The following is a 19,074-nucleotide window of genomic DNA, read 5'->3' as shown; positions in this document are numbered from 1 at the left end:
TGACAGCTGGTGTCTGGCCCGCAACCTACTTTTTTCTCAAAATGTGCGCCCAGTCACAGAACAATCCTCGGACTAAAGCTATAATAAAACCATGACAAGTATAATGTATACAGCATACACAGATTAATTTTCGTCACTCAAAGCAACTATTCCGCCACTCACACGCTCAAAATCGGAGGTTTTCAAAATGGCTCAAAGTTTCACACAAGGCTCTTGGAGCGACGTTATAGACGTTCGCGATTTTATACAGAAGAATTACACCCCTTATACCGGTGATGACCGTTTTCTCGTAGGAAAAAGCCTTAAGACGGAAAACGTCTGGGACAAGGCGAAATCCCTGATCGGGGAAGAAATCGAAAAAGGCATCATAGGCATTGACACGACGGTCTTCTCCGGCATCAACAATTTTGAGCCGGGCTATCTGAGCAAAGAGGACGAGGTCATTGTCGGTTTTCAGACGGATGAGCCCCTCAAGCGCATCATGAATCCCTACGGCGGCTTCAGAATGCTCGAAGCTTCACTGGAAGCCTACAACTATGACATCAGTGACGACATGTCAAAGGACTTCCAAACTTATAGAAAAACTCACAACGAAGGGGTTTTTGACGCCTACACCACAGAAATGAAAACCGCGAGAAGTGTTGGGCTCCTGACCGGACTCCCGGATGCTTATGGCAGAGGCCGCATCATTGGTGACTACAGACGGATCGCGCTTTACGGCACAGACCGCCTCATCGCTGAGAAAAAAAAGGACTTCAAATCCCTGGAAGCAAAGCCCGCCACAGAGCAGGTCATTCGCCTCAGAGAAGAGCTTTCCATGCAGATTAGAGCGCTGATGGAAATCGCCGAAATGGCAATGTCCTATGGTGACGACATCACCAAACCGGCGACCACCGCCAAAGAGGCAATTCAATTTTTCTATTATGGCTATTTGTCCGCCGTCAAGGAGAACAATGGCGCCGCCATGTCTCTGGGCCGCAACACGACTTTTCTGGACATCTACATTGAACGGGATCTGCGAGCCGGTCTGATCACTGAAGCCGAGGCTCAGGAGCTCATCGACCAGCTCGTCATCAAGCTCAGAATGGTGCGCCACCTGCGGACGCCGGATTACAACACGCTGTTTGCCGGAGATCCCACGTGGGTTACCGAATCCATCGGCGGCATGGGTACTGATGGAAGGACCCTCGTCACGAAGACTGCCTTTCGCTTCCTCCACACGCTGATCAACCTCGATCCGGCGCCGGAGCCCAACATGACGGTGCTGTGGTCAAAGTCGCTGCCGGAAAACTTCAAGCGCTTCTGCGCCAAAATGTCCATTGATACCGGCGCGATCCAATATGAGAACGATGATTTAATGCGGCCAATCTACGGCGACGACTACGGCATTGCCTGCTGCGTCTCACCAATGCGCATAGGCAAGGACATGCAGTTCTTCGGCGCCCGGGCCAACCTTGGCAAAGCGCTGCTCTACAGCCTTAACGAAGGCCGCGAAGAGCTCAAGCGCCAAAAAGACGGTCTGCCGATGGTCGTCCTGGAAAACATCCCCGCCCTGACAACCCTGGATCCTGACGGACGTGAAACCCTGTCCTACGACGAAGTCATGCCCGCCTTTAAGGGCGTCATGGACAAGCTGGCGGGACTTTACGTCAACACTATGAATACCATTCACTTCATGCACGATAAATACGCCTATGAAAGCGGACAGATGGCCCTTCATGATTCCGAGGTACGCCGCTATATCGCCTTTGGCATTGCCGGACTTTCCATTGTCGCCGACTCACTGAGCGCTATTAAGCACGCGAAGGTCAGGCCAGTCAGGGATGAGCACGGCATTGCGGTGGATTTTGTGATCGAGGGCGACTATCCGGCCTTTGGCAATGACGACGACCGGGTCGACAACATCGCTGCCGAAGTTGTGACTTATTTCTCAAATCAGCTCAAGAAACACGAAACTTATAGAAATTCCGAGCAGACCCTGTCCGTCCTGACCATCACTTCCAATGTGGTCTATGGTAAAAAGACCGGCGCGACGCCGGATGGCCGCGGCAAAGGCGAGCCCTTCGCGCCTGGGGCAAACCCAATGCACGGCCGCGATAAGCTGGGAGCCCTGGCTTCCCTGAACTCCGTCTCGAAGCTGCCATTTGAGAACGTCTGTCAGGATGGCATTTCGAATACCTTCTCCATTGTTCCTGCGGCGCTGGGGCGGTCAGAAGCAGATCGACTCACTAATTTATCTGGCCTTCTGGACGGCTACTTCGCGAAAGGTGCCTTCCATCTGAATGTCAATGTCATGTCAAGAGCGCTGCTGATCGACGCTATGGAGAACCCATCCAAGTATCCGACACTGACCATTCGCGTTTCAGGTTACGCGGTTCACTTTAACCGCTTAACTCGGGAACAAAAAGAAGAAGTCATCATGAGAACCTTCCACGAGCGGGTTTAGCATTTCACCTAAGAATTTCACCTTAGGATCGCAAGTGGTCCCAACTAACGAAAGGAGCGTGGCAATAATGCGCACAGGGAAACTGCACTCTATCGAAACCATGGGCCTTGTGGATGGTCCCGGCATCAGAACGGTTTTCTTCCTTCAAGGCTGCCCTCTGAAATGTCAATATTGCCACAACCCGGATTCCCAAAGCTTCATGGGCTCAAACGAGATCACTGCGGAGGGTGTGGTTCAAACTGCAAAGCGTTACAGAGAGTACTATCAGGCGAGCAGCGGCGGGGTCACCTTTTCAGGTGGTGAACCCTTGATGCAGGGTGCGTTTCTGGTTGAAGCGCTGTCTGCTTTAAAAGCGGAAGGGATATCAACCTGTATAGATACGTCGGGCTATGGGCAATTTCAGTATTATGAGGAAATATTCAAGCTGACAGATCATTTGCTGGTGGACATCAAACACACCAGAAATGACGCCCACAAAGTGCTGACCGGCCGTGACATGACGGGGATCCGGCAGTTTCTCAAGGCGCTGCAGGGCTTTGAAGGCACCGTCACGATCCGTCACGTCATGGTGCCGGGCAGTACGGACCGTCCGGAGATCATGGCGGAACTCCTTGCCATGATTGAACCCATTCAAAAAAAGGTGGATAAAATTGATATTTTACCTTATCATAAAGCTGGAGTTGAAAAATATTCTCAGTTGAATTTATCCTATACGTTTGAGTCGGTCCCTGAAATGTCACCTGAACGCGCAGCGGAATTTGAAAGGTCGATCAATGAGGCTTTACGATCATCGAAAGTACGCACCCCCGAGGTGACGGTGATCGAGGGGAATGGGTACCCAATATCGGCTTAACGTCATTTTTGAATCGGAAGTGGTGGTTTTATCTTATCTGCAGTCTGTAACCACGCATCATGCATTAATTGCGGAAAATTGCTCTGTATTCACAATATCCCCCTTTTGTCAGGTCTGGACGATTCTGAAATCGAAAAGATCTCGAAAGGGGTTTCTTCGCATACCTATAAAAAAGGCGAGGTCATCTTTGCGCAAGGTGAACGCGCCAGTAAGCTCTATATTGTGTGCGCCGGTAAACTGAAGATTTTCAAAAACCTGGCGGAAGGCAAAGAGCAGATCCTTTACATTCTCTCCGAGGGTGACTTTATTGGGGCGTTCAATTTGTTGAAGGCAGACCGGTTTGACTTCAGCGCCGTTGCCCTTGAGACCGTTCAGATCAGCACCCTGGACAAAAGCGCGTTCGATCAGGTGATGATCAGCAATCCGGAAATAACCCTTAAAATTTTTGAAAAGGCTTATGAGCGGATCATGAAGGCGGAAAGCCTGGTGGAGCGGCTGTCCAGCAGCACCCCTGACGCGAAGGTGATCAGTCTCCTCATTGACTTGATCTCGGACTTCGGCAAACCTGCCAAAGGGGGCGGAATCATGCTGGAGCTCACCATCAACCGTGAAGAAATGGGGAGTTATGCCGGCATTGCGAGAGAAACCATGTCCCGGAAGCTGCAGCTCTTTCACGAGATGGGACTGATCAAGCTTGTGGGCGCGAAGAAGATTTTGATTTACGATGTGGCTAAGCTTAAGGCGATGGTGTGAAAAACATTGAAATCCCAACAACTTCCTGTTAAGATTTTGGGGAAGGGGTGATGCATCGCATGGAATTAAATTCAGTCTTATTCGCCTTTGGACTAACGCTGTTTGCTGGTCTCGCTACCGGCATTGGCAGTGCCCTTGCTTTTTTTACAGACAAGACCAACACAAAATTTTTATCCATTGCACTGGGCTTTTCAGCCGGCGTTATGATCTACGTCTCCATGATTGAGATCTTCGTCAAAGCCAAGGATGCGCTTACCGCCGCTCATGGCTTGAAGCTGGGATCCTGGATTACAGTAGCGGGCTTCTTTGGCGGCATGTTCTTAATTGGTTTGATCGACCGCCTGCTTCCGGAATCAGAGAATCCCCATGAAGCCCATACGGTTGAAGAAATGACCCACTCGGGTACTGAGCACGTCAGCACCCACCATGAGCACAGTCAAAAACTTATGCGAACGGGCGTCTTTACGGCCCTCGCCATTGCCATCCACAACTTTCCTGAAGGCTTAGCGACTTTCACTACAGCACTCAGCGACCCAAGTCTGGGTATTGCCATTGCTGTCGCTATTGCGATCCACAACATCCCGGAAGGGATCGCCGTCTCAGTGCCCGTCTACTATGCCACAGGCAGCAGGCTGAAGGCTTTCAAGCTTTCGTTCCTCTCCGGTCTGTCAGAACCGGTTGGAGCGTTGGTAGGTTATCTCCTGCTTTCCCGCTTCATGAATGATACGGTTTTTGGAGTTCTGTTCGCCGGCGTTGCCGGGATTATGGTCTTCATCTCTGTTGACGAATTATTGCCTTCCGCCAGAGAATACGGTGAGGCTCATTTGTCCATCTACGGCCTGGTGGCCGGCATGATGGTCATGGCAGTGAGTCTGCTGATGTTTATTTAGAAAGATTAAAAACGAGGGTTCCATGAAATCAGCTGGCTGATTTCATGGAACCCTCGTTCTTTGTGAGTGTGAAAATTGGTATCTGAAGATGGAAGATGGTGTCTGACACCATCTTCCATCCATTTATTCCCATTCACCGTTCTATCATCGCTCCACCCAGCACTTCGTCTTCCAAAAAGAAGACCACATGCTGGCCTGGCGCCACGGCCCTGACGGGTTCTTCAAAGTGGACTTCCACACTGCCAAGTCCATCGAAGCCTTCCGGGTTGGATCGTCCGACCCTTGCTCTCAGCCTATAGCCCCAGTGGCAGATTTTGACCTCGACGGTCTCGCCTTCAATTGGGATGTGCCCAATCCATCGGGGGGTACTTGCGATCAAGGAAGTGCTGTAGCAGTCTGTGTCTGACCCCAAAATGACGTCGCCGGTGTCCGGCAGGATGTCCAGGACTGTGAGTCCTCTTAGGGATTTTGGCACCTTCGTGCCAGGATCCACAGCGCCTTCCTTCACCACATTCAATCCCCGCTTTTGGCCGATGGTATACCGAACGTACCCCTCATGATTACCAATGACCGCGCCTGACTGGTCTACAAACCGCCCGCCACACTTGCCCAACAGATCCTTCTCAACAAAATAGTCCACGTGACTGGAGCCTTTTAAAAAACAAATGCTGCGGGATTCTCCACTCGCAAAAAAATCCGCGCCAAAAAAGCCCTCTGCTATGACTCTGACCTCATCCTTGTGGGCAAAGCCCCCCAGAGGAAACATCAGTCGCGCCAGCTGTGGCTGGGACAAACTGTGCAGAAAGTAGGCCTGATCCCGGCGATCCGCCTGGCCCTGCAATAACCGAATCCGACCAGCCTCACCAAAGCGCTCCAGTCTGGCGTAATGACCCGTCGCCATGAAGTCGGCGCCATGAGCGAGGGCCGCATCCAGCAGTCTCCCAAACTTGATCTCGCGGTTGCAGATGACGCAAGGGTTTGGTGTCATCCCATTCAGATATCCGGTTTCGAAATGCGTGATCACAATGTCGCTGAAAGCCTCTCGCAGATCCAGCTCAATCAGGGGAATCCCAAGTCCACAGGCCACCCTTCTGGCTTCCCGCAGTGACGCCGGCTCCTCTCCCAACTCTGACTCATTAAAAAGACGCATGGTGATGCCGAAAACCTCATAGCCCGCCTGACGCAGCAAAAGCGCCGAAGCGGCGCTGTCGATGCCGCCGCTGAGAGCGACGGCAACTTTGGCTCCCGCGGGCGCTTTATAGGCTTGCCACATGCTAAATCTCCTTGACGACCGGTGCATCGCCCTCAATGACGGCGAAGTACTTATACCCGGCTTTTTTAAGTCGCTCCAGCTGCTTGCCGAATTTCTTCTCGCGTCTGAATGCGGACACGGTTTTATAAGTTTTCCGCAGCGTATCCCCAGCTGCAATAACTGCTGCAGGTGTCTCAGACTCAAAGACTAAAGCAACGTGGTCTTCGTCCAGTTGGCCGTCGCCCCGTTCCTTCAGGATCTCAACCAAGCGCTCGAAGCCTATGGAGAAGCCCACTGCCGGCACATGCTTGCCCATAAAGTTGCCAATCATATTGTCGTACCGACCGCCGCCTGCGATGGAATAGCCCAGATCGCCGTAAGCCACTTCAAAAATAGTGCCCGTATAATAGCCCATGCCGCGGACCAAAGTAAAGTCGAATTCAATGCCATAACGGCCGCCGTTCATGGAAAGAACCGCCGCCATGATCTCTCTGAGGCTGCTCACCGCCTCCGGATTGAGTCCGGATTTCTCAGCGCCGTCCAGGCCGCCGTTTTTAATGTTTTCCATTATGGTGATGATATTGTCGATTGAGGATGATTCAAAGCCCTGCTTTTCAAGGTCTTTCCTGACCCCGTCAATGCCAATCTTGTCCGCCTTGTCCAGGCTGATACAGACCCGCGTCACGTCTTCAGGCGCGAAGCCGCTCTTGACAATGGCATCCGTCAACAGTCTGCGGTCGTTGATTTTGACCTTGAACCCTTCAACGTCCAGACGGTTGAGGGTCTTACCCACAACGTCGATCAGCTCAATCTCAGAAAAGTTCGTCTCGTCGCCCATAATGTCGACGTCGCACTGCATAAAGCTTCTGAAACGCCCGCGCTGCGGCCGCTCCGCCCGGAACACGAAGCCCGTCTGCATCGCTTTGAAGACCTTGGGCAGATCATTGTGATTATTGCAGTAGAACCGGCTCAGCGGCAGAGTCAGGTCAAAGCGGAGGCCCAGGTCGATCAGGTCGTCCTCTTTCAGCGTGTCCGCAGCCAGGTCCAGCTTCTCGCCGCGCTTGAGAATCTTGAAAATCATTTTCGTATTCTCGCCGCCGTCGCTGTCAATCAGCCGCTCAATGTCCTCGACCACCGGCGTTTCAATTTCCAAAAATCCATTTTTCGCGTATTCGTCACGAATGATGCCCATGACGTGCTCTCTCAGTCGTTTTTCCTCCGGCATAAAGTCGCGCATGCCCTTGGATGGCAGCAGGTTTCTGCTCATAGTGATATGACCTCCTCAAACTCTCTTTATAATTCCCAAAAGCCTCCTGACAGAATGGCCGTCAGAAGGCTTCAGGCTAATTTAAATAATTTTGCCGATGGTCTTTATTCCGCCCCATCCGTTTTCTTCAGCTGTGTGTGGCGCTCCGTCTTCTCGATGATCCCATCCCGAAGCAGTCTGCCCACGGCGCGTTTGAAGGCCTTCTTACTCATGCCCAGAATTGCTTTGATTTCATTCGGATCCGAATGATCATCCAGCATCAAGGTGCCGCCGGCTTTGATCAAAGCCTCGTGAAGCTTGGCAGCATCTCCGTCGATCATCTTATGGGCCTTGTCTCTCAGACTCAATGTCAGCTTACCGTCTTCACGCACTTCAATGACGCGGGCCTTCACCGTCTGGCCAACCGTTAAAGGCGTGGTAATTTCGCGCTCCCGGATCAGGCCGCTGAAACGGTCATCCACTGCCACAAAGGCGCCGAAACCATCTTTAAAATCATAGATCGTACCCTCTACCCACTCCTCGAGCTGGTAAGGCGCATTGTGGTCCAGAAGCCGGTATAAATTCATGGTCGCGCAGAGTCGGCCGGTACGGTCCACATAGAGACCTACCAGGCATTTCTGCCCCTTCTTGACTGTTGCCGTGGATTCCTTGGTCGGCAGGAATAGGTCCCGCTCAAGTCCCCAGTCCAAAAAGGCGCCGCGGGTGGTCAAATCCACCACTTTCAGCCAAGCGATCTCGCCCATTTTAATAAGCGGCGTTCTGGTCGTCGCGACCATGCGATCCTCTGAATCCCTATAGACGAAGACCTCGATCAATTGACCTTCTTCGAGATCTTCAGGCACGAATTTCTTTGGCAGCAGTACATCCGCGACTTCCTCCGGGCCTGGCTCCGGCTCGTTGAGGTAAATACCCTGCGGTGTTTTGTTTATGGTTTTAAGTGTCTGAATTTCTCCCAGTCTGATCATTTGGACCTCCTAAAGGCTCACAGTGCTTCTCGTTTGATTATACCACGTCTGAGCGCATTTTCAGTGTTGTTTTTTACGCAGGACATGGGTGACCAGTTTAATCACTTCAACAATAGGAATGATCGACAACGACGCTGCCAGCACAATGCCCCATTGGCTTAAATTCAGGTGCGACACACGAAACATCGTATTGAGGCCCGGAATCAGAATGATGCTGACCTGCAGAATGGAAGCGATCACAATGGCGCCATTCATAAAGCGGTTGCTGAATAAGCCAATCTTAAAGATGGATTTGTCATTGGACCTGGTGTTCATGGCGTGGGCCAGTTGGATCAATCCCAGGGTCGCGAAGGCCATGGTCATGGCGATCTCATGATTATAGTGCGTCTCCCCATACCAGTAAGCCGATAGTGTTATAAGCCCCTGTATGACACCACGGAACAGAATGCTGTGGCCAACGCCTTCGCTGAAGAAGCTGGCGTCCGCCTCTCTCGGCGGCTGATCCATAACGTCGTCCTCTGCTTTTTCAACGCCTAGCGCCAGCGCCGGCAGTGAATCCGTCACCAGATTGACCCAGAGGATATGGATAGGCAGCAGTACGTTCCAACCCATCATGGTGCCCATAAAGATGGTGACAATCTCACCCAGGTTGCAGGTCAGAAGAAACTGTACGCTCTTGCGGATGTTGGCATAGATTTTCCGTCCCTCTTCCACAGCGGTAACGATGGTCGCGAAGTTGTCATCCGCCAGCACCATGTTGGAAACCCCTTTAGAGACGTCTGTTCCGGTGATGCCCATGCCTATGCCAATGTCCGCGCTGCGGATGGCCGGCGCATCGTTGACGCCATCACCGGTCATGGCGACGATCTTGCCTTTCTTCTGCCAAGCGTCAACAATTCTCACCTTATGCTCAGGTGACACACGGGCGTAGACCGAATAGCGTTCAACCTGATTCTCAAATTGATCGTCCGGGATGGCCGACAGCTCGGCGCCGGTGATGATCAGGTCGCCCTCTTTCAAGATGTTGAGTTCTTTTGCTATGGCAGCAGCTGTCTCTTTATGATCGCCGGTGATCATGATAGGCTGGATCCCTGCTCTGACACAGGTTTCCACCGCAGCTTTGGCTTCAGGTCTGGGTGGATCGATCATGCCTACCAGGCCCAAAAAGGTCAGGTCGTGTTCATCCACATCCGGTTTGAGCGCATGTGGGTCACGGTTAATGGTTTTTTCAGCTGCAGCAAGGACGCGTAGGGCTTTGGAGGCCATGGCGCTGTTGGCACTGACAATTTGTTTTCTGATCTCTTCCGTCAGAGGCTTGATTTCTGTGTTTTCCTTATAATGACTGCAGCGGGCGAGGAGGACATCCGGGGCGCCTTTAGTGGTCATTCTGAGACCGGCGTCTGTTTTATGGATGGTGGACATCAGCTTCCTGCCGGAATCGAAGGGCAGTTCGCCGACGCGGGGGTAGCTAATGTCAAGATCAAGCTTTCGGAGATTCTTTTTGTCACCAAAGATGACGAGGGCCGTTTCGGTGGGATCTCCCATGTAGGGGTCTGGGGAACCATCGGCCGCTTTCTTGGAATCATTGCAGAGGGAGATGGCTTCAATAAAGACGCGCACATCCTCATCTGAAGGGTCCGCCTGCTCCGCGGTGACCGAGGTCAGGCCGGTATAGATTTCCGTGACTGTCATTTTATTTTGGGTCAGGGTGCCGGTCTTGTCCGAGCAGATGATCTGGGTGGAGCCCAGGGTTTCGACAGCGGACAGCTTGCGGATGATGGCGCTGCGCTTTGCCATTTTCTGAACGCCTATGGAGAGGACAATGGTGATGACTGCGGGGAGTCCTTCCGGGATCGCTGCGACAGCGAGGCTGATGGCGGTCATGAACATATCAAACCACGCCTGGCCCCGCATGACGCCCACGACGAACATCAGGACGGCGATCAGTACGACACCTATGGAGAGAACCTTGCTGAGTTCCGCCATTTTCTTCTGAAGTGGCGTAATGGTGTCCATGTCGCTGTTCAACTGTTCGGCGATTCTGCCGACTTCAGTCTGCATGCCGGTGGAGGTGATGACGGCGATGCCCCGGCCGTAGGTGATGCTGGAGCCGGAGTAGATCATGTTCTTGCGGTCGCCTATGACGGCTTCGGCGTCCTCCAGGGCATCGATGTGCTTTTCAACGGGAACCGACTCGCCGGTCAGGGCGGATTCCTCGGATTTCAGGCTGGCGGATTCGATCAGTCGACCATCGGCAGGGACCAGGTCTCCTGCCTCTATGTAGAGGAGATCGCCGGGCACCGCTTCGGAGGTGGGGACCTGGACCATCTTGCCGTCGCGCTTCAGGCGGATGCTCTGGGCGGACATCTTTTTGAGGGCTTCGAGGGCCTGCTCGGCCTTGCTCTCCTGGACCACGCCCATGACGGCGTTGATGAGGACAACGGCCATGATAATGGCGGTGTCGATCCACTCGCCCATGAGGCCAGAGACCACGGAGGCTATGATCAGGACTATGATCATGAGGTCCTTGAACTGCTCGAGGAATTTGGTGATGATGCTCTTCTTCTTGCTTTCGTCCAGGGCGTTTTTGCCATAATGGGCTTGTCGAGCCTCGACGTCCGCCTGGGTGAGGCCGCTGTGGCTGGTGCCAAGGGCATCCATGACGGATTCAATTTCCTGGGTGTGGAATTTCTGGTTGCTCAGATCTTCTTTTGTCAGCACTGGGATTCCTCCTGTCGATTTGTCGCACAAAAAAACTCTCCACCACGTCCGTTAACGGGTGCAGAGTCTCACAATTCAACATTCAAAGCCGGGCCTGCGCCGTCATGACGACTTTGAACCTGCGATCTTGCGCAGGCTGTTACTCCCTCTGTGGGTTTTTTCACTTGTAGGTTTACTATATCACTGGCCCTGATAAAAGTCAAACGATCCAGATAATGGAGGGGGTTGCAGTTTGGGGACGCGGACAAGTTTCAGGTTGGGGACGGTAACAGAACTGTAATATTCGAGGGCACGCTCTCTTCTGTGCTTTGATTTAATTTCAACTCACAATTCCAGACATGCTCCTCGCGGCTGGCGCCTATTGCTTCGCATTACTCCTCACTACGTTCGGTGTATCGCTGCGCTTCGGTGCGGGCTGCGCCCTATAGAAATAAAAGCGGCACCACACATTCGAGAGCAAGCTCTCTTCTGTGTGGTGCCGCTTTTATTTATGCATGTCTTAGTTTGTTACAAACTCAAATCCCTTATTAACCCAACCCATAGGCTGGTTAGATTCCATACCTGCGCCACCATTCAGGGACACAGCGTCAATGCCGAGAAGTCTCATACCAGCGACGGTTTGACCAGCAGTCTGGCCAGTGTAGCAGTAGACGACGACAGTCTTATCTGTAGGAAGCGCTGCGAAGCCAGCTTCCATGCCCTTGCCGAAAGGAAGGTTCTCAGCGCCGGCAATGTGGCCTTTAGCAAAGTCTTCTGCTTTACGGATGTCGAGGATATAAATGCTCTCATCAGCAGCATCGACCATTTTTTTGAGTTCATCTTCAGAAACTTTGTAGTTTGCATACTTGGTTTCTTTGACAGCAGCAAGGCCGCCGTAATAAGCATCCATAGCAGCCTGGACTGCAGGATCGATAGCCGCTTCAACTGTAGGGAAAGCATTTGCAGTTGTTTCAGTGATGTCAGCAACGCCTTCTACTTTTGAGATGCCCATGTTCCAGCCGAGGTGAACGCTCTTGGCATCGAAACCGGCAACATTCAGCGTGTTGACCGCTTGGCCAGCAGTTTGGCCAGTGTAGCAGTAGACGTAGACCGTCTTGTCAGCAGGGATAAATTTAAGGTTTTCTGCAATTGCAGGGCCCCAAGGCGCGTTGACAGCACCCTTGACGTGGCCTTTGCCATAGTCTTCAGCAGAACGGATATCGAGAATGAAAGCGTCCGTGCCAGCAGCGACTGCAGCAACGAAATCTTTGTCAGAAATCTTGTAAACATCTTCTGGCATGTTAGCGAAATAGCCATTGACCAGATCCCCTACGACATCAGCTTCTGCAGGTGCTTCTGCAGGCGTTTCCGTTGGAGCTGCCTCCATTGGAGCTTGAGCTTCAACAGGCTTTGAGCAAGCGCTTGCACTGATGGCAAGTACCAAAATCATGAGAAGTGACAACCATTTAAAACGATTTTTCATGTTAATCCCCCTAATTGTATGTACTTTTTATTACTGCATATTTCTCTTTCTATCCTTAAGAAGCGTCTTGTACAGTTGCTTCGACAGGCCCTGCAGGTGACGTCGTCTCTTCTCCTGAAACACTCCACTCGAGCCAAGCGCCGTCATAAACTCTGACATTGCTGTATCCTGCTTCCTTGAGAAGCAGCATGGTTTGTGCCGCGCGAACGGAGGTCTTGCAATAGAGAAGAATTGGAGCGTCTTTTTCAAGTCCGAGATCCTTATAGTTCAGGTAAATATCTCTAGCCGATTTAAAAGTGCCATCAGAATAGAGGTTTTGGGAGTGCGGGTATAGAATGGCGGTAGGAATCGCACCTTCATCAAATTCTGCCGGCGTTCTGACATCAATTATCGTCGCAGTGCCATTCGCCACAGCGTCCTTGACATCCTCAATAGTCGCAATCAGGGACGAATCCTGAGCCTTCGAGCTATAGGAAGCGCTGGCAACCTGAGTCGCGTCGCCGCTGATCTCAAGTCCTGCGTTGACAATGGCAGAAGCCCCGCCATTGACGACTTTAACATTCTCATGACCGAAAACCTTCATAGCCCACCAGAGTCTGGAGGCGTAGATGCCATCCGTCCCGTCGTAAATTACGACTGTGGATTCAGGCGAGATCCCGCTCTTGCTCATGACGCGGTTAAACTGCTGAGTCGTGCCCAGCATTCCTGCAACGGCACCCTGGCCATTAAGCTCATCCGGCGATAGATTGACTGCGCCTTTGAGGTGGCCTTTGCTGTAATCCTCGGCAACCCGAGCGTCCACCACTACGACACCTTCCTGGGCCATCAGGTCAGCCAGCGCCGAAGCTTCGACTATGTTCTGAGAATCCGTATAGGCCGTGCTGCCCGCGCAAGCGGCCAACGCACCCAGCATTAATACAAGTACCAAACTGAGCAGCCATTTTTTCGTTTGTTTCTGCATAATACCCTCCTGCGTGAGTCGTGCCTTTAAGGGAGACATGTCAAACACGCCAAATGATTGTTAATTATTTTACAAACGAATCTGATATCATTATACCTTAAGGACAAGGCGTTTAGATATTAGATCTGCTTATACTGCATAGTGAATTATCATAGTTCGTGAAGGACTTATCATTATGCTATAATGTAAGCGAACTTTTTGAGTACGATTCGAGATCAAATCGAAGGGAGGCGTCAAATGCCGTTCATCCGAAAACACTGGTTTTCCATCCTGCTCGCCATTTACACCCTCTTCAGCCTCCTCTGGCTGACGCGCTTCCCCTTCGTCCATTCAGACGAAAGCTGGCTAAGCGGCCTTACCCGCCAAATGATGACCCTCAAATCATTCCAAGTAACAGAGCCGTTTTTCGACCTCTATCCACGCAATCCCCACGCCATCAAACTATTATTTCACACACTTCAAATGCCCTGGATCCTCACACTTGGCTATTCCATTTTGTCTGTGCGGCTCATGTCACTTTGCTTCGGCATCATGACCCTGATCACCTTTCGCCGGGTCCTGATCCGCCTCGACATCTCCGCTGCAACCGCTTCCCTGGGCACCCTCCTCCTGGGCGCGTCATCGCAATTCGTCTATGCCAGCCACACCGCCCGTCAGGAAATTGTCGTCCTGTTTTTCATGCTGCTGGCACTGGAGCGGCTGCTCGCAAACCGTCCGTGGACCGGCGCCGCCATCAGCGCGGCCGGACTCTGGCTCCATCCCAACGGCTTCATTGCCGCCGGAATCCTGTTTTTTATCACCCTCCTCCAAAAAAGAAGAGCGCTTCCGATGGTCATCCTCACCCACGCCCTCTCCCTGTTTCTGATCATAGCAGCCAGCCTTGCACTGGATCCTCACTTTTTTACGAACTATCTCAGCTATGGCGACACCCTTGAGGTCACCGCGGACGCCGCCAGCCGTCTAGAAAACTTCAGGGATTTTTACCTCAAGTTATACCACGGAATTAGCGCCACTTATTATAACGCGAACCTTCTACCTTGGCTCACCGCACTTCCCGTCATCATCCTCGCAGACCTTCTGACGAAGCATAAACGGGCTTCCTTCGTGGGATTTACCGCGATTCTTGTGCTAAATGCGGCTTTGCTGGCTATCGGCCGTTTTAATCCCACCTCGATCCTGTTTGCTTTTCCGTGGGTAATTTTGATTCTGATGGCAGCACTTGAAAAAGCTGATCAGTTTAAAACATTCAGTTCACATTCAAAATTGAACAGCCTAAAATTGGCTGGCGTCCCCTGGCGCTATGGACTGCTGATCCTCATGATTGCCTTTTCCGTCTATGGTACCGCCCAGGAAATCATGAAGACGTCTGAAGATGATTACACCGGGTATCTAACCCAGATTAAATCAGTGGTTCCCAGTGGTTCCAAAGTCCTGGGCAACCTCAACACCGAATATGCCTTTGGTCCAGGCGAACTGCTGGACTACCGGAATTTAGAATTTTTAGAAGAAAACAACCTAACCCTGTATGATTATATCGAAACCCGGGGCATTCGCTATATTATTATGACGGATGAATTAGCCTATATTGCCAGAAATCCCAAATGGAACATCCTTTACGGGGATGTCTCAAAATGGCTGCCGGAGCTTGAAACCCTCCTCGCAGAACGAGGTCAAGAATTGATTCGCTTCCGGGACGATACATACAGCGTCCGGATCGCGCGTTATATCCACACGCCGGAGTGGTTTACGACGGTGTATGAGTTGAAGTGATTTGAGGAGGAAACTCGGTGTCAGACACCGAGTTTCAAAAAAGCAGAACAGCGGCCACCGGCCGCTGTTCTGCTTTTTTCACTTCAGGTGGAAGAACGTGTCAGACACGTTCTTCCTTCCATGTACTTACATCATCGCCGCTTCCGCACCGACACCGCATTACCCTCTTCACCCTCCATCTCAATGGACATCCGGTCAAACATGTCTGCCACGGCCGCATCCAGGCCAGCCTCATCTTCAGCGGTCACCACAAAATAGCCCGCCCGCTGGGTGGCATTGGAAATAGCCCCAATAGTCTGTCCTTCTTCATAGTGAAACCCATAATCCAGACAGGCCGCTGTTGGATGCGCACTGAGCTTCCGGATCGTCCCAGGCTCAGAAAAAAACAGCTGGGCGGATAAGCGCCGACGCGCCTTTTTCCAGTCGTAAACCTCAAGGGCGCTGAAATCCGACTGCACACCCAGCGCGCCCTCAACCATCCATCGCAGCCAGTCACATCCGGTCACTTCTGGCATCCAGATGTCTTCGTACGCGCCGCCAATACGGCATGCCAGCTCGTTTACCACCGTCGTTTCACCCAGCAGATACTGGATGTATACCGGTCCGTTAACAATTTCGAAGGCCTTAACAATGCGCTCGGAAAGCATAAGCACCTCATCGGCATGAGTCTCGAAGTGTTTGGTCGGGAATTCGTGGGCCACACAAATGCCAATGCGCTCCCGCTCAGCGAAGGTCACTCGGTCCGTCAAAGCGAGTGGGTATAGCTTTCCCTCCCGTACCCAGCCGGAAAAAGTGACCTCATCACCGGAAACAAACTTTTCGACGAGGATCCGTTCGTCCCTGGAATACCTGAGCACCTCATCAAAGCGTTCCAAGACTTCATCAGGAGACGTCACCCGAAAAATGCCGCGCTGGCCCTGGGAATCCACCGGCTTGACCACCCCGGGCATCAAGGTTTCAAGAACCTCCAAACCGTCCGTGAGATGCCACAAAGTGTAAGGCGCCGTCGGAATCCCGCAGGCGTCGAGGCGCCGCTTCATTACACCCTTATGGGTCGCCCCCAATGCAGTGTCCGCGCTGATCAGCGACGGCAGCCCCATCTCCCGCGCGACTTTAGCCGCCGTGAGCACCGGCTGGTCCGTCCCCGTGGTCATCACGCCGTCGACAGAAAACTTGCGAGCCAGTTCCAGACAGGCGTCGGCGTTAAAAACATCGGCTAAGCCCTCTTCATCAGCGATCTTTTTTGCGGGTGCCGATGGTTCCCAGTCCACCGCCACCACCCCAAATCCCAGCTCCTGGGCGCGTTTCACCGCATTGAGCTGAAGTTTCCCCGCGCCGAGGAGCATCAGCTTCTTTTTTCCATTTGGTTCTCCTGATATGTCGCCGCATTCTGGAACCTGCTCAAGCACCTGCGTCTCTTCCACGACGGTGTAGGCCGTCCCGCCTTTCAAACCCTCCGGCATTAAAGAGCGACGCCCGTAATACAGCCATGTCCTGAAATAGAGCGCACACAGCGACGCAAAAGTATAGCCCGACCGGCCGGCCGCGCGAGGTTGGCGCTCGACCTGACAGTTTCCAATCATTAAAGTTTCTCTCAGCACCAGGGCAGAAATATAGGCGAAGCGATACCGCGTCTCGACAATCCGGTCCCTAAGGGCGCGGCGCATCACGCGAAAAGAACTGATTTCTATGTTTTCCGGCTTGCCAATCTGCGTGTTGAACAGCCAGTCCCTGAGGGAGGATCCAAGTGTTCGGATCCGCTCTCCCCTGTAGGGGTAGATCCCGTAGACTATGTCCTGATTTTCAGACAACAACTGGCCAATCATGTCGCTCAAAGAAGCCGCCGGATGCTGGAGGTCGTCGTCCATGGTCGCGATCAGATCGCCCTTGGCGTGGCGCAGACCGCATAGGGTGGCGTTTTGCTGACCGAAGTTTTTTGACAGGCGAAATCCCCGAATCCGCGGGTCCGCGGCCGCCAAAGCCTTGATCACCTCAAAGCTGCCGTCGGTGCTGCCGTCGTCCACCAGGAGGAGCTCGAGGGTGAGGGAACCATCGGCAGAAGCCTTTGAATCCTTGGGGGGAGACAATTTGTTGAAGATCTCAGAGGTCAGCCGCGGCAGGACGGACGCTGAATTATAGACCGGTATGACAATGGATAAGCGCATCCTTCAAAACCTCGCAGACATAATCGATTTCGGAGTCATCCAAGTGGTGGGATATGGGCAGCCGGACCACGCATTTGCCGAGGTCGCTGTCCCGCTCCGAGAAAAGTGCCGGATCGCACCTGAAGGCGCGGCCGTGAGGTGAGGCGTGGAGGGGCTGATAATGGGTTCTGACATCGATGCCGCGGGACTGCATGAAGGCCATGAAGGCGCCTGCCTTTGCGGATGTGCGGAAGCGAATGAAGAACAGGTGCCCGTTGCCATTTGGTTGATCCTTCGTGAAGCTCAGGATCTCAGGAACTGAGACCGCGCTCAGAACCGCCTCATAACGCCTGACAATGGCTCTGCGCCTTCCGTTGATGACCTCGAGGTCGTCCAGTTGGGGTGAAAGCAGTGCCATCAGCAGTTCAGAAGGGCTGGCGCTCACACCAGGCCCCACCCATTCGTAGCGGTCACGCTGGCCTTTTAGAAACTGCAGACGGTCCGTCCCCTTCTGGTGATAGATCTGGGTCTGGTCCCATTTGGCCCGCTGTGAGGCGTTGACCAGGAGCAGGCCGCCTTCGCCCGAGGTGATATTCTTGGTATCGTGAAAGGAAATGGCACCAAAATCACCAATGCTCCCCAGGGCTCGGCCATGCCAGGTGCTGCCTATGGCCTGGGCGGCGTCCTCAATCAGGGTCCATTGGTGTTTTTGGCAGAGGGCCATCAACGCCCCCAGATCCACCGGAACCCCGCCATAATGAACGGGCATGACCGCTTTGACTTTGGGTGAAAGCAGGCGTTCGACACTTTTGGGATCCAGGCAGAGAGTCTCCGGAGTTACCGCCGCGAAGACTGGGGCTGCGCCGGCACTTAAAACCGCGTTGGCACAGGAGGCGTAGGTATAGGAAGGCAGGATCACTTCATCCCCTGGTCCAATGCCGCTGAGCGCGATTGCCATTTCCAGGGCCTGGCTGGCGCTGGTGGTCATAAGAAGCAGCGAGTCTGGCATCAAGCCGCTCAGTTTCGCCAAAACCTGCTTGGTATAAGGCCCATCCCCTGACCAGTGGCTGATTGCTGGTGCTGCATCACAGCTGCTGCCAAGGTTGTTTGTGAGTGCCTCGACCATCGGCCCACTTGCTTTTATTCGATTGAAGGGCACATTCATAGGCCTGTTCCTTTCTGTGTCAAGGGTCCCGGGGAGGTAACGATTAGATTTTGCGCCAAAGCACGACAAGTGCTGTTTCATTTGATATAATGAGGCTTGAGGTGATTCGTTCATGTCCATTGACGGTAAAATTGACTGTTTTGGCGATATCTGCCCCGTGCCGCTGATCAAGCTTGAGCGCGCGCTTAAAACTATGATACCCGGCGACTCTGTCATCCTGGTCACTGATCACTCCTGCGTTCCCGAATCTGTTGCGGACCGATTTGAAAGCGCGCATATAAACGTCGACTCTGACGAGGTCATGAACGGCGTTTGGGAGATTACGGTGACTAAGCGCCTTTTAGACTGAACCGGTTATTAGATCCATTTTGGCTCAACTTTTACGAAATCGCACCCTCAATTGTGAGGGTGCTTTTATTTTGATC

General features: G+C 52.7%; 14 protein-coding genes. 6 read left to right on the top strand and 8 right to left on the bottom strand.

What is annotated here, in order from left to right; translation table 11 throughout:
• Positions 1 to 187: 187 nt before the first annotated feature.
• The 4 genes from pflB (at position 188) to zupT (ending at position 4,942) form a co-directional block, all read left to right on the top strand.
• Positions 188 to 2,446, top strand: a complete 2,259-nt coding sequence (gene pflB, locus AC4PHM_RS00140; protein ID WP_492018873.1) for a formate C-acetyltransferase — start codon at positions 188 to 190, stop codon at positions 2,444 to 2,446.
• A gap of 67 nt (positions 2,447 to 2,513) precedes the next feature.
• Positions 2,514 to 3,299: a pyruvate formate-lyase-activating protein gene (gene pflA / locus AC4PHM_RS00135; protein WP_492018871.1), complete on the top strand. Its 786-nt coding sequence runs from the start codon at positions 2,514 to 2,516 to the stop codon at positions 3,297 to 3,299.
• A 105-nt stretch (positions 3,300 to 3,404) separates the two neighbouring features.
• Complete coding sequence (locus AC4PHM_RS00130; protein ID WP_492018870.1) at positions 3,405 to 4,052, top strand: Crp/Fnr family transcriptional regulator; 648 nt, start codon at positions 3,405 to 3,407, stop codon at positions 4,050 to 4,052.
• Between the two features lie 59 nt (positions 4,053 to 4,111).
• Positions 4,112 to 4,942 carry a zinc transporter ZupT gene (gene zupT / locus AC4PHM_RS00125; RefSeq protein ID WP_492018868.1) on the top strand — a complete coding sequence of 277 codons (831 nt, stop codon included), beginning with the start codon at positions 4,112 to 4,114 and terminating at the stop codon, positions 4,940 to 4,942.
• 133 nt (positions 4,943 to 5,075) lie between these two features.
• Here the strand turns inward: zupT and mnmA are convergent, their stop codons facing one another.
• From mnmA to AC4PHM_RS00095, 6 genes are all read right to left on the bottom strand, one after another.
• Positions 5,076 to 6,215: a tRNA 2-thiouridine(34) synthase MnmA gene (gene mnmA, locus AC4PHM_RS00120; protein WP_492018867.1), complete on the bottom strand. Its 1,140-nt coding sequence runs from the start codon at positions 6,213 to 6,215 to the stop codon at positions 5,076 to 5,078.
• Position 6,216: 1 nt separating this feature from the next.
• Positions 6,217 to 7,461: a histidine--tRNA ligase gene (gene hisS, locus AC4PHM_RS00115; protein ID WP_492018866.1), complete on the bottom strand. Its 1,245-nt coding sequence runs from the start codon at positions 7,459 to 7,461 to the stop codon at positions 6,217 to 6,219.
• Positions 7,462 to 7,565: 104 nt separating this feature from the next.
• Positions 7,566 to 8,426 (bottom strand): CvfB family protein, encoded by an 861-nt coding sequence (locus AC4PHM_RS00110; RefSeq protein ID WP_492018865.1) that lies wholly within the window; start codon positions 8,424 to 8,426, stop codon positions 7,566 to 7,568.
• Between the two features lie 60 nt (positions 8,427 to 8,486).
• Entirely contained in the window at positions 8,487 to 11,147 is a 2,661-nt protein-coding gene (locus AC4PHM_RS00105; protein ID WP_492018864.1) for a calcium-translocating P-type ATPase, PMCA-type, read from the bottom strand.
• 499 nt (positions 11,148 to 11,646) lie between these two features.
• Positions 11,647 to 12,609 carry a rhodanese-like domain-containing protein gene (locus tag AC4PHM_RS00100; protein WP_492018863.1) on the bottom strand — a complete coding sequence of 321 codons (963 nt, stop codon included), beginning with the start codon at positions 12,607 to 12,609 and terminating at the stop codon, positions 11,647 to 11,649.
• 55 nt (positions 12,610 to 12,664) lie between these two features.
• Complete coding sequence (locus AC4PHM_RS00095; RefSeq protein ID WP_492018862.1) at positions 12,665 to 13,570, bottom strand: sulfurtransferase; 906 nt, start codon at positions 13,568 to 13,570, stop codon at positions 12,665 to 12,667.
• Positions 13,571 to 13,807: 237 nt separating this feature from the next.
• Between AC4PHM_RS00095 and AC4PHM_RS00090 the strand changes: the two genes are divergently transcribed.
• Complete coding sequence (locus tag AC4PHM_RS00090; protein WP_492018861.1) at positions 13,808 to 15,340, top strand: ArnT family glycosyltransferase; 1,533 nt, start codon at positions 13,808 to 13,810, stop codon at positions 15,338 to 15,340.
• 131 nt (positions 15,341 to 15,471) lie between these two features.
• On the opposite strand, the gene AC4PHM_RS00085 is transcribed toward AC4PHM_RS00090, so the two are convergent.
• Together AC4PHM_RS00085 and AC4PHM_RS00080 are read right to left on the bottom strand one after the other, a co-directional pair.
• Positions 15,472 to 17,505: a glycosyltransferase gene (locus tag AC4PHM_RS00085; protein ID WP_492018860.1), complete on the bottom strand. Its 2,034-nt coding sequence runs from the start codon at positions 17,503 to 17,505 to the stop codon at positions 15,472 to 15,474.
• Positions 17,474 to 18,649 carry an aminotransferase class I/II-fold pyridoxal phosphate-dependent enzyme gene (locus AC4PHM_RS00080; protein ID WP_492018859.1) on the bottom strand — a complete coding sequence of 392 codons (1,176 nt, stop codon included), beginning with the start codon at positions 18,647 to 18,649 and terminating at the stop codon, positions 17,474 to 17,476. The genes AC4PHM_RS00085 and AC4PHM_RS00080 overlap by 32 nt, the downstream gene beginning before the upstream one ends.
• Positions 18,650 to 18,761: 112 nt before the next feature.
• On the opposite strand from AC4PHM_RS00080, the gene AC4PHM_RS00075 reads away from it, so the two are divergent.
• Positions 18,762 to 18,998, top strand: coding sequence for a sulfurtransferase TusA family protein (locus tag AC4PHM_RS00075; RefSeq protein WP_492018858.1), 237 nt, complete (start codon positions 18,762 to 18,764; stop codon positions 18,996 to 18,998).
• Positions 18,999 to 19,074: the final 76 nt, after the last annotated feature.

It is taken from the genome of Acidaminobacter sp. QWL-03 (assembly GCF_058683855.1).
This window is presented reverse-complemented; position numbering and strand designations above follow the sequence as displayed.

Coding starts and splice junctions, on each gene's coding strand:
- pflB (WP_492018873.1), top strand. CDS start 188: ATGGCTCAAAGTTTCACACAAGGCTCTTGGAGCGACGTTATAGACGTT.
- pflA (WP_492018871.1), top strand. CDS start 2,514: ATGCGCACAGGGAAACTGCACTCTATCGAAACCATGGGCCTTGTGGAT.
- zupT (WP_492018868.1), top strand. CDS start 4,112: ATGGAATTAAATTCAGTCTTATTCGCCTTTGGACTAACGCTGTTTGCT.
- mnmA (WP_492018867.1), bottom strand. CDS start 6,215: ATGTGGCAAGCCTATAAAGCGCCCGCGGGAGCCAAAGTTGCCGTCGCT.
- hisS (WP_492018866.1), bottom strand. CDS start 7,461: ATGAGCAGAAACCTGCTGCCATCCAAGGGCATGCGCGACTTTATGCCG.
- AC4PHM_RS00110 (WP_492018865.1), bottom strand. CDS start 8,426: ATGATCAGACTGGGAGAAATTCAGACACTTAAAACCATAAACAAAACA.
- AC4PHM_RS00100 (WP_492018863.1), bottom strand. CDS start 12,609: ATGAAAAATCGTTTTAAATGGTTGTCACTTCTCATGATTTTGGTACTT.
- AC4PHM_RS00095 (WP_492018862.1), bottom strand. CDS start 13,570: ATGCAGAAACAAACGAAAAAATGGCTGCTCAGTTTGGTACTTGTATTA.
- AC4PHM_RS00090 (WP_492018861.1), top strand. CDS start 13,808: ATGCCGTTCATCCGAAAACACTGGTTTTCCATCCTGCTCGCCATTTAC.
- AC4PHM_RS00085 (WP_492018860.1), bottom strand. CDS start 17,505: ATGCGCTTATCCATTGTCATACCGGTCTATAATTCAGCGTCCGTCCTG.
- AC4PHM_RS00080 (WP_492018859.1), bottom strand. CDS start 18,649: ATGAATGTGCCCTTCAATCGAATAAAAGCAAGTGGGCCGATGGTCGAG.
- AC4PHM_RS00075 (WP_492018858.1), top strand. CDS start 18,762: ATGTCCATTGACGGTAAAATTGACTGTTTTGGCGATATCTGCCCCGTG.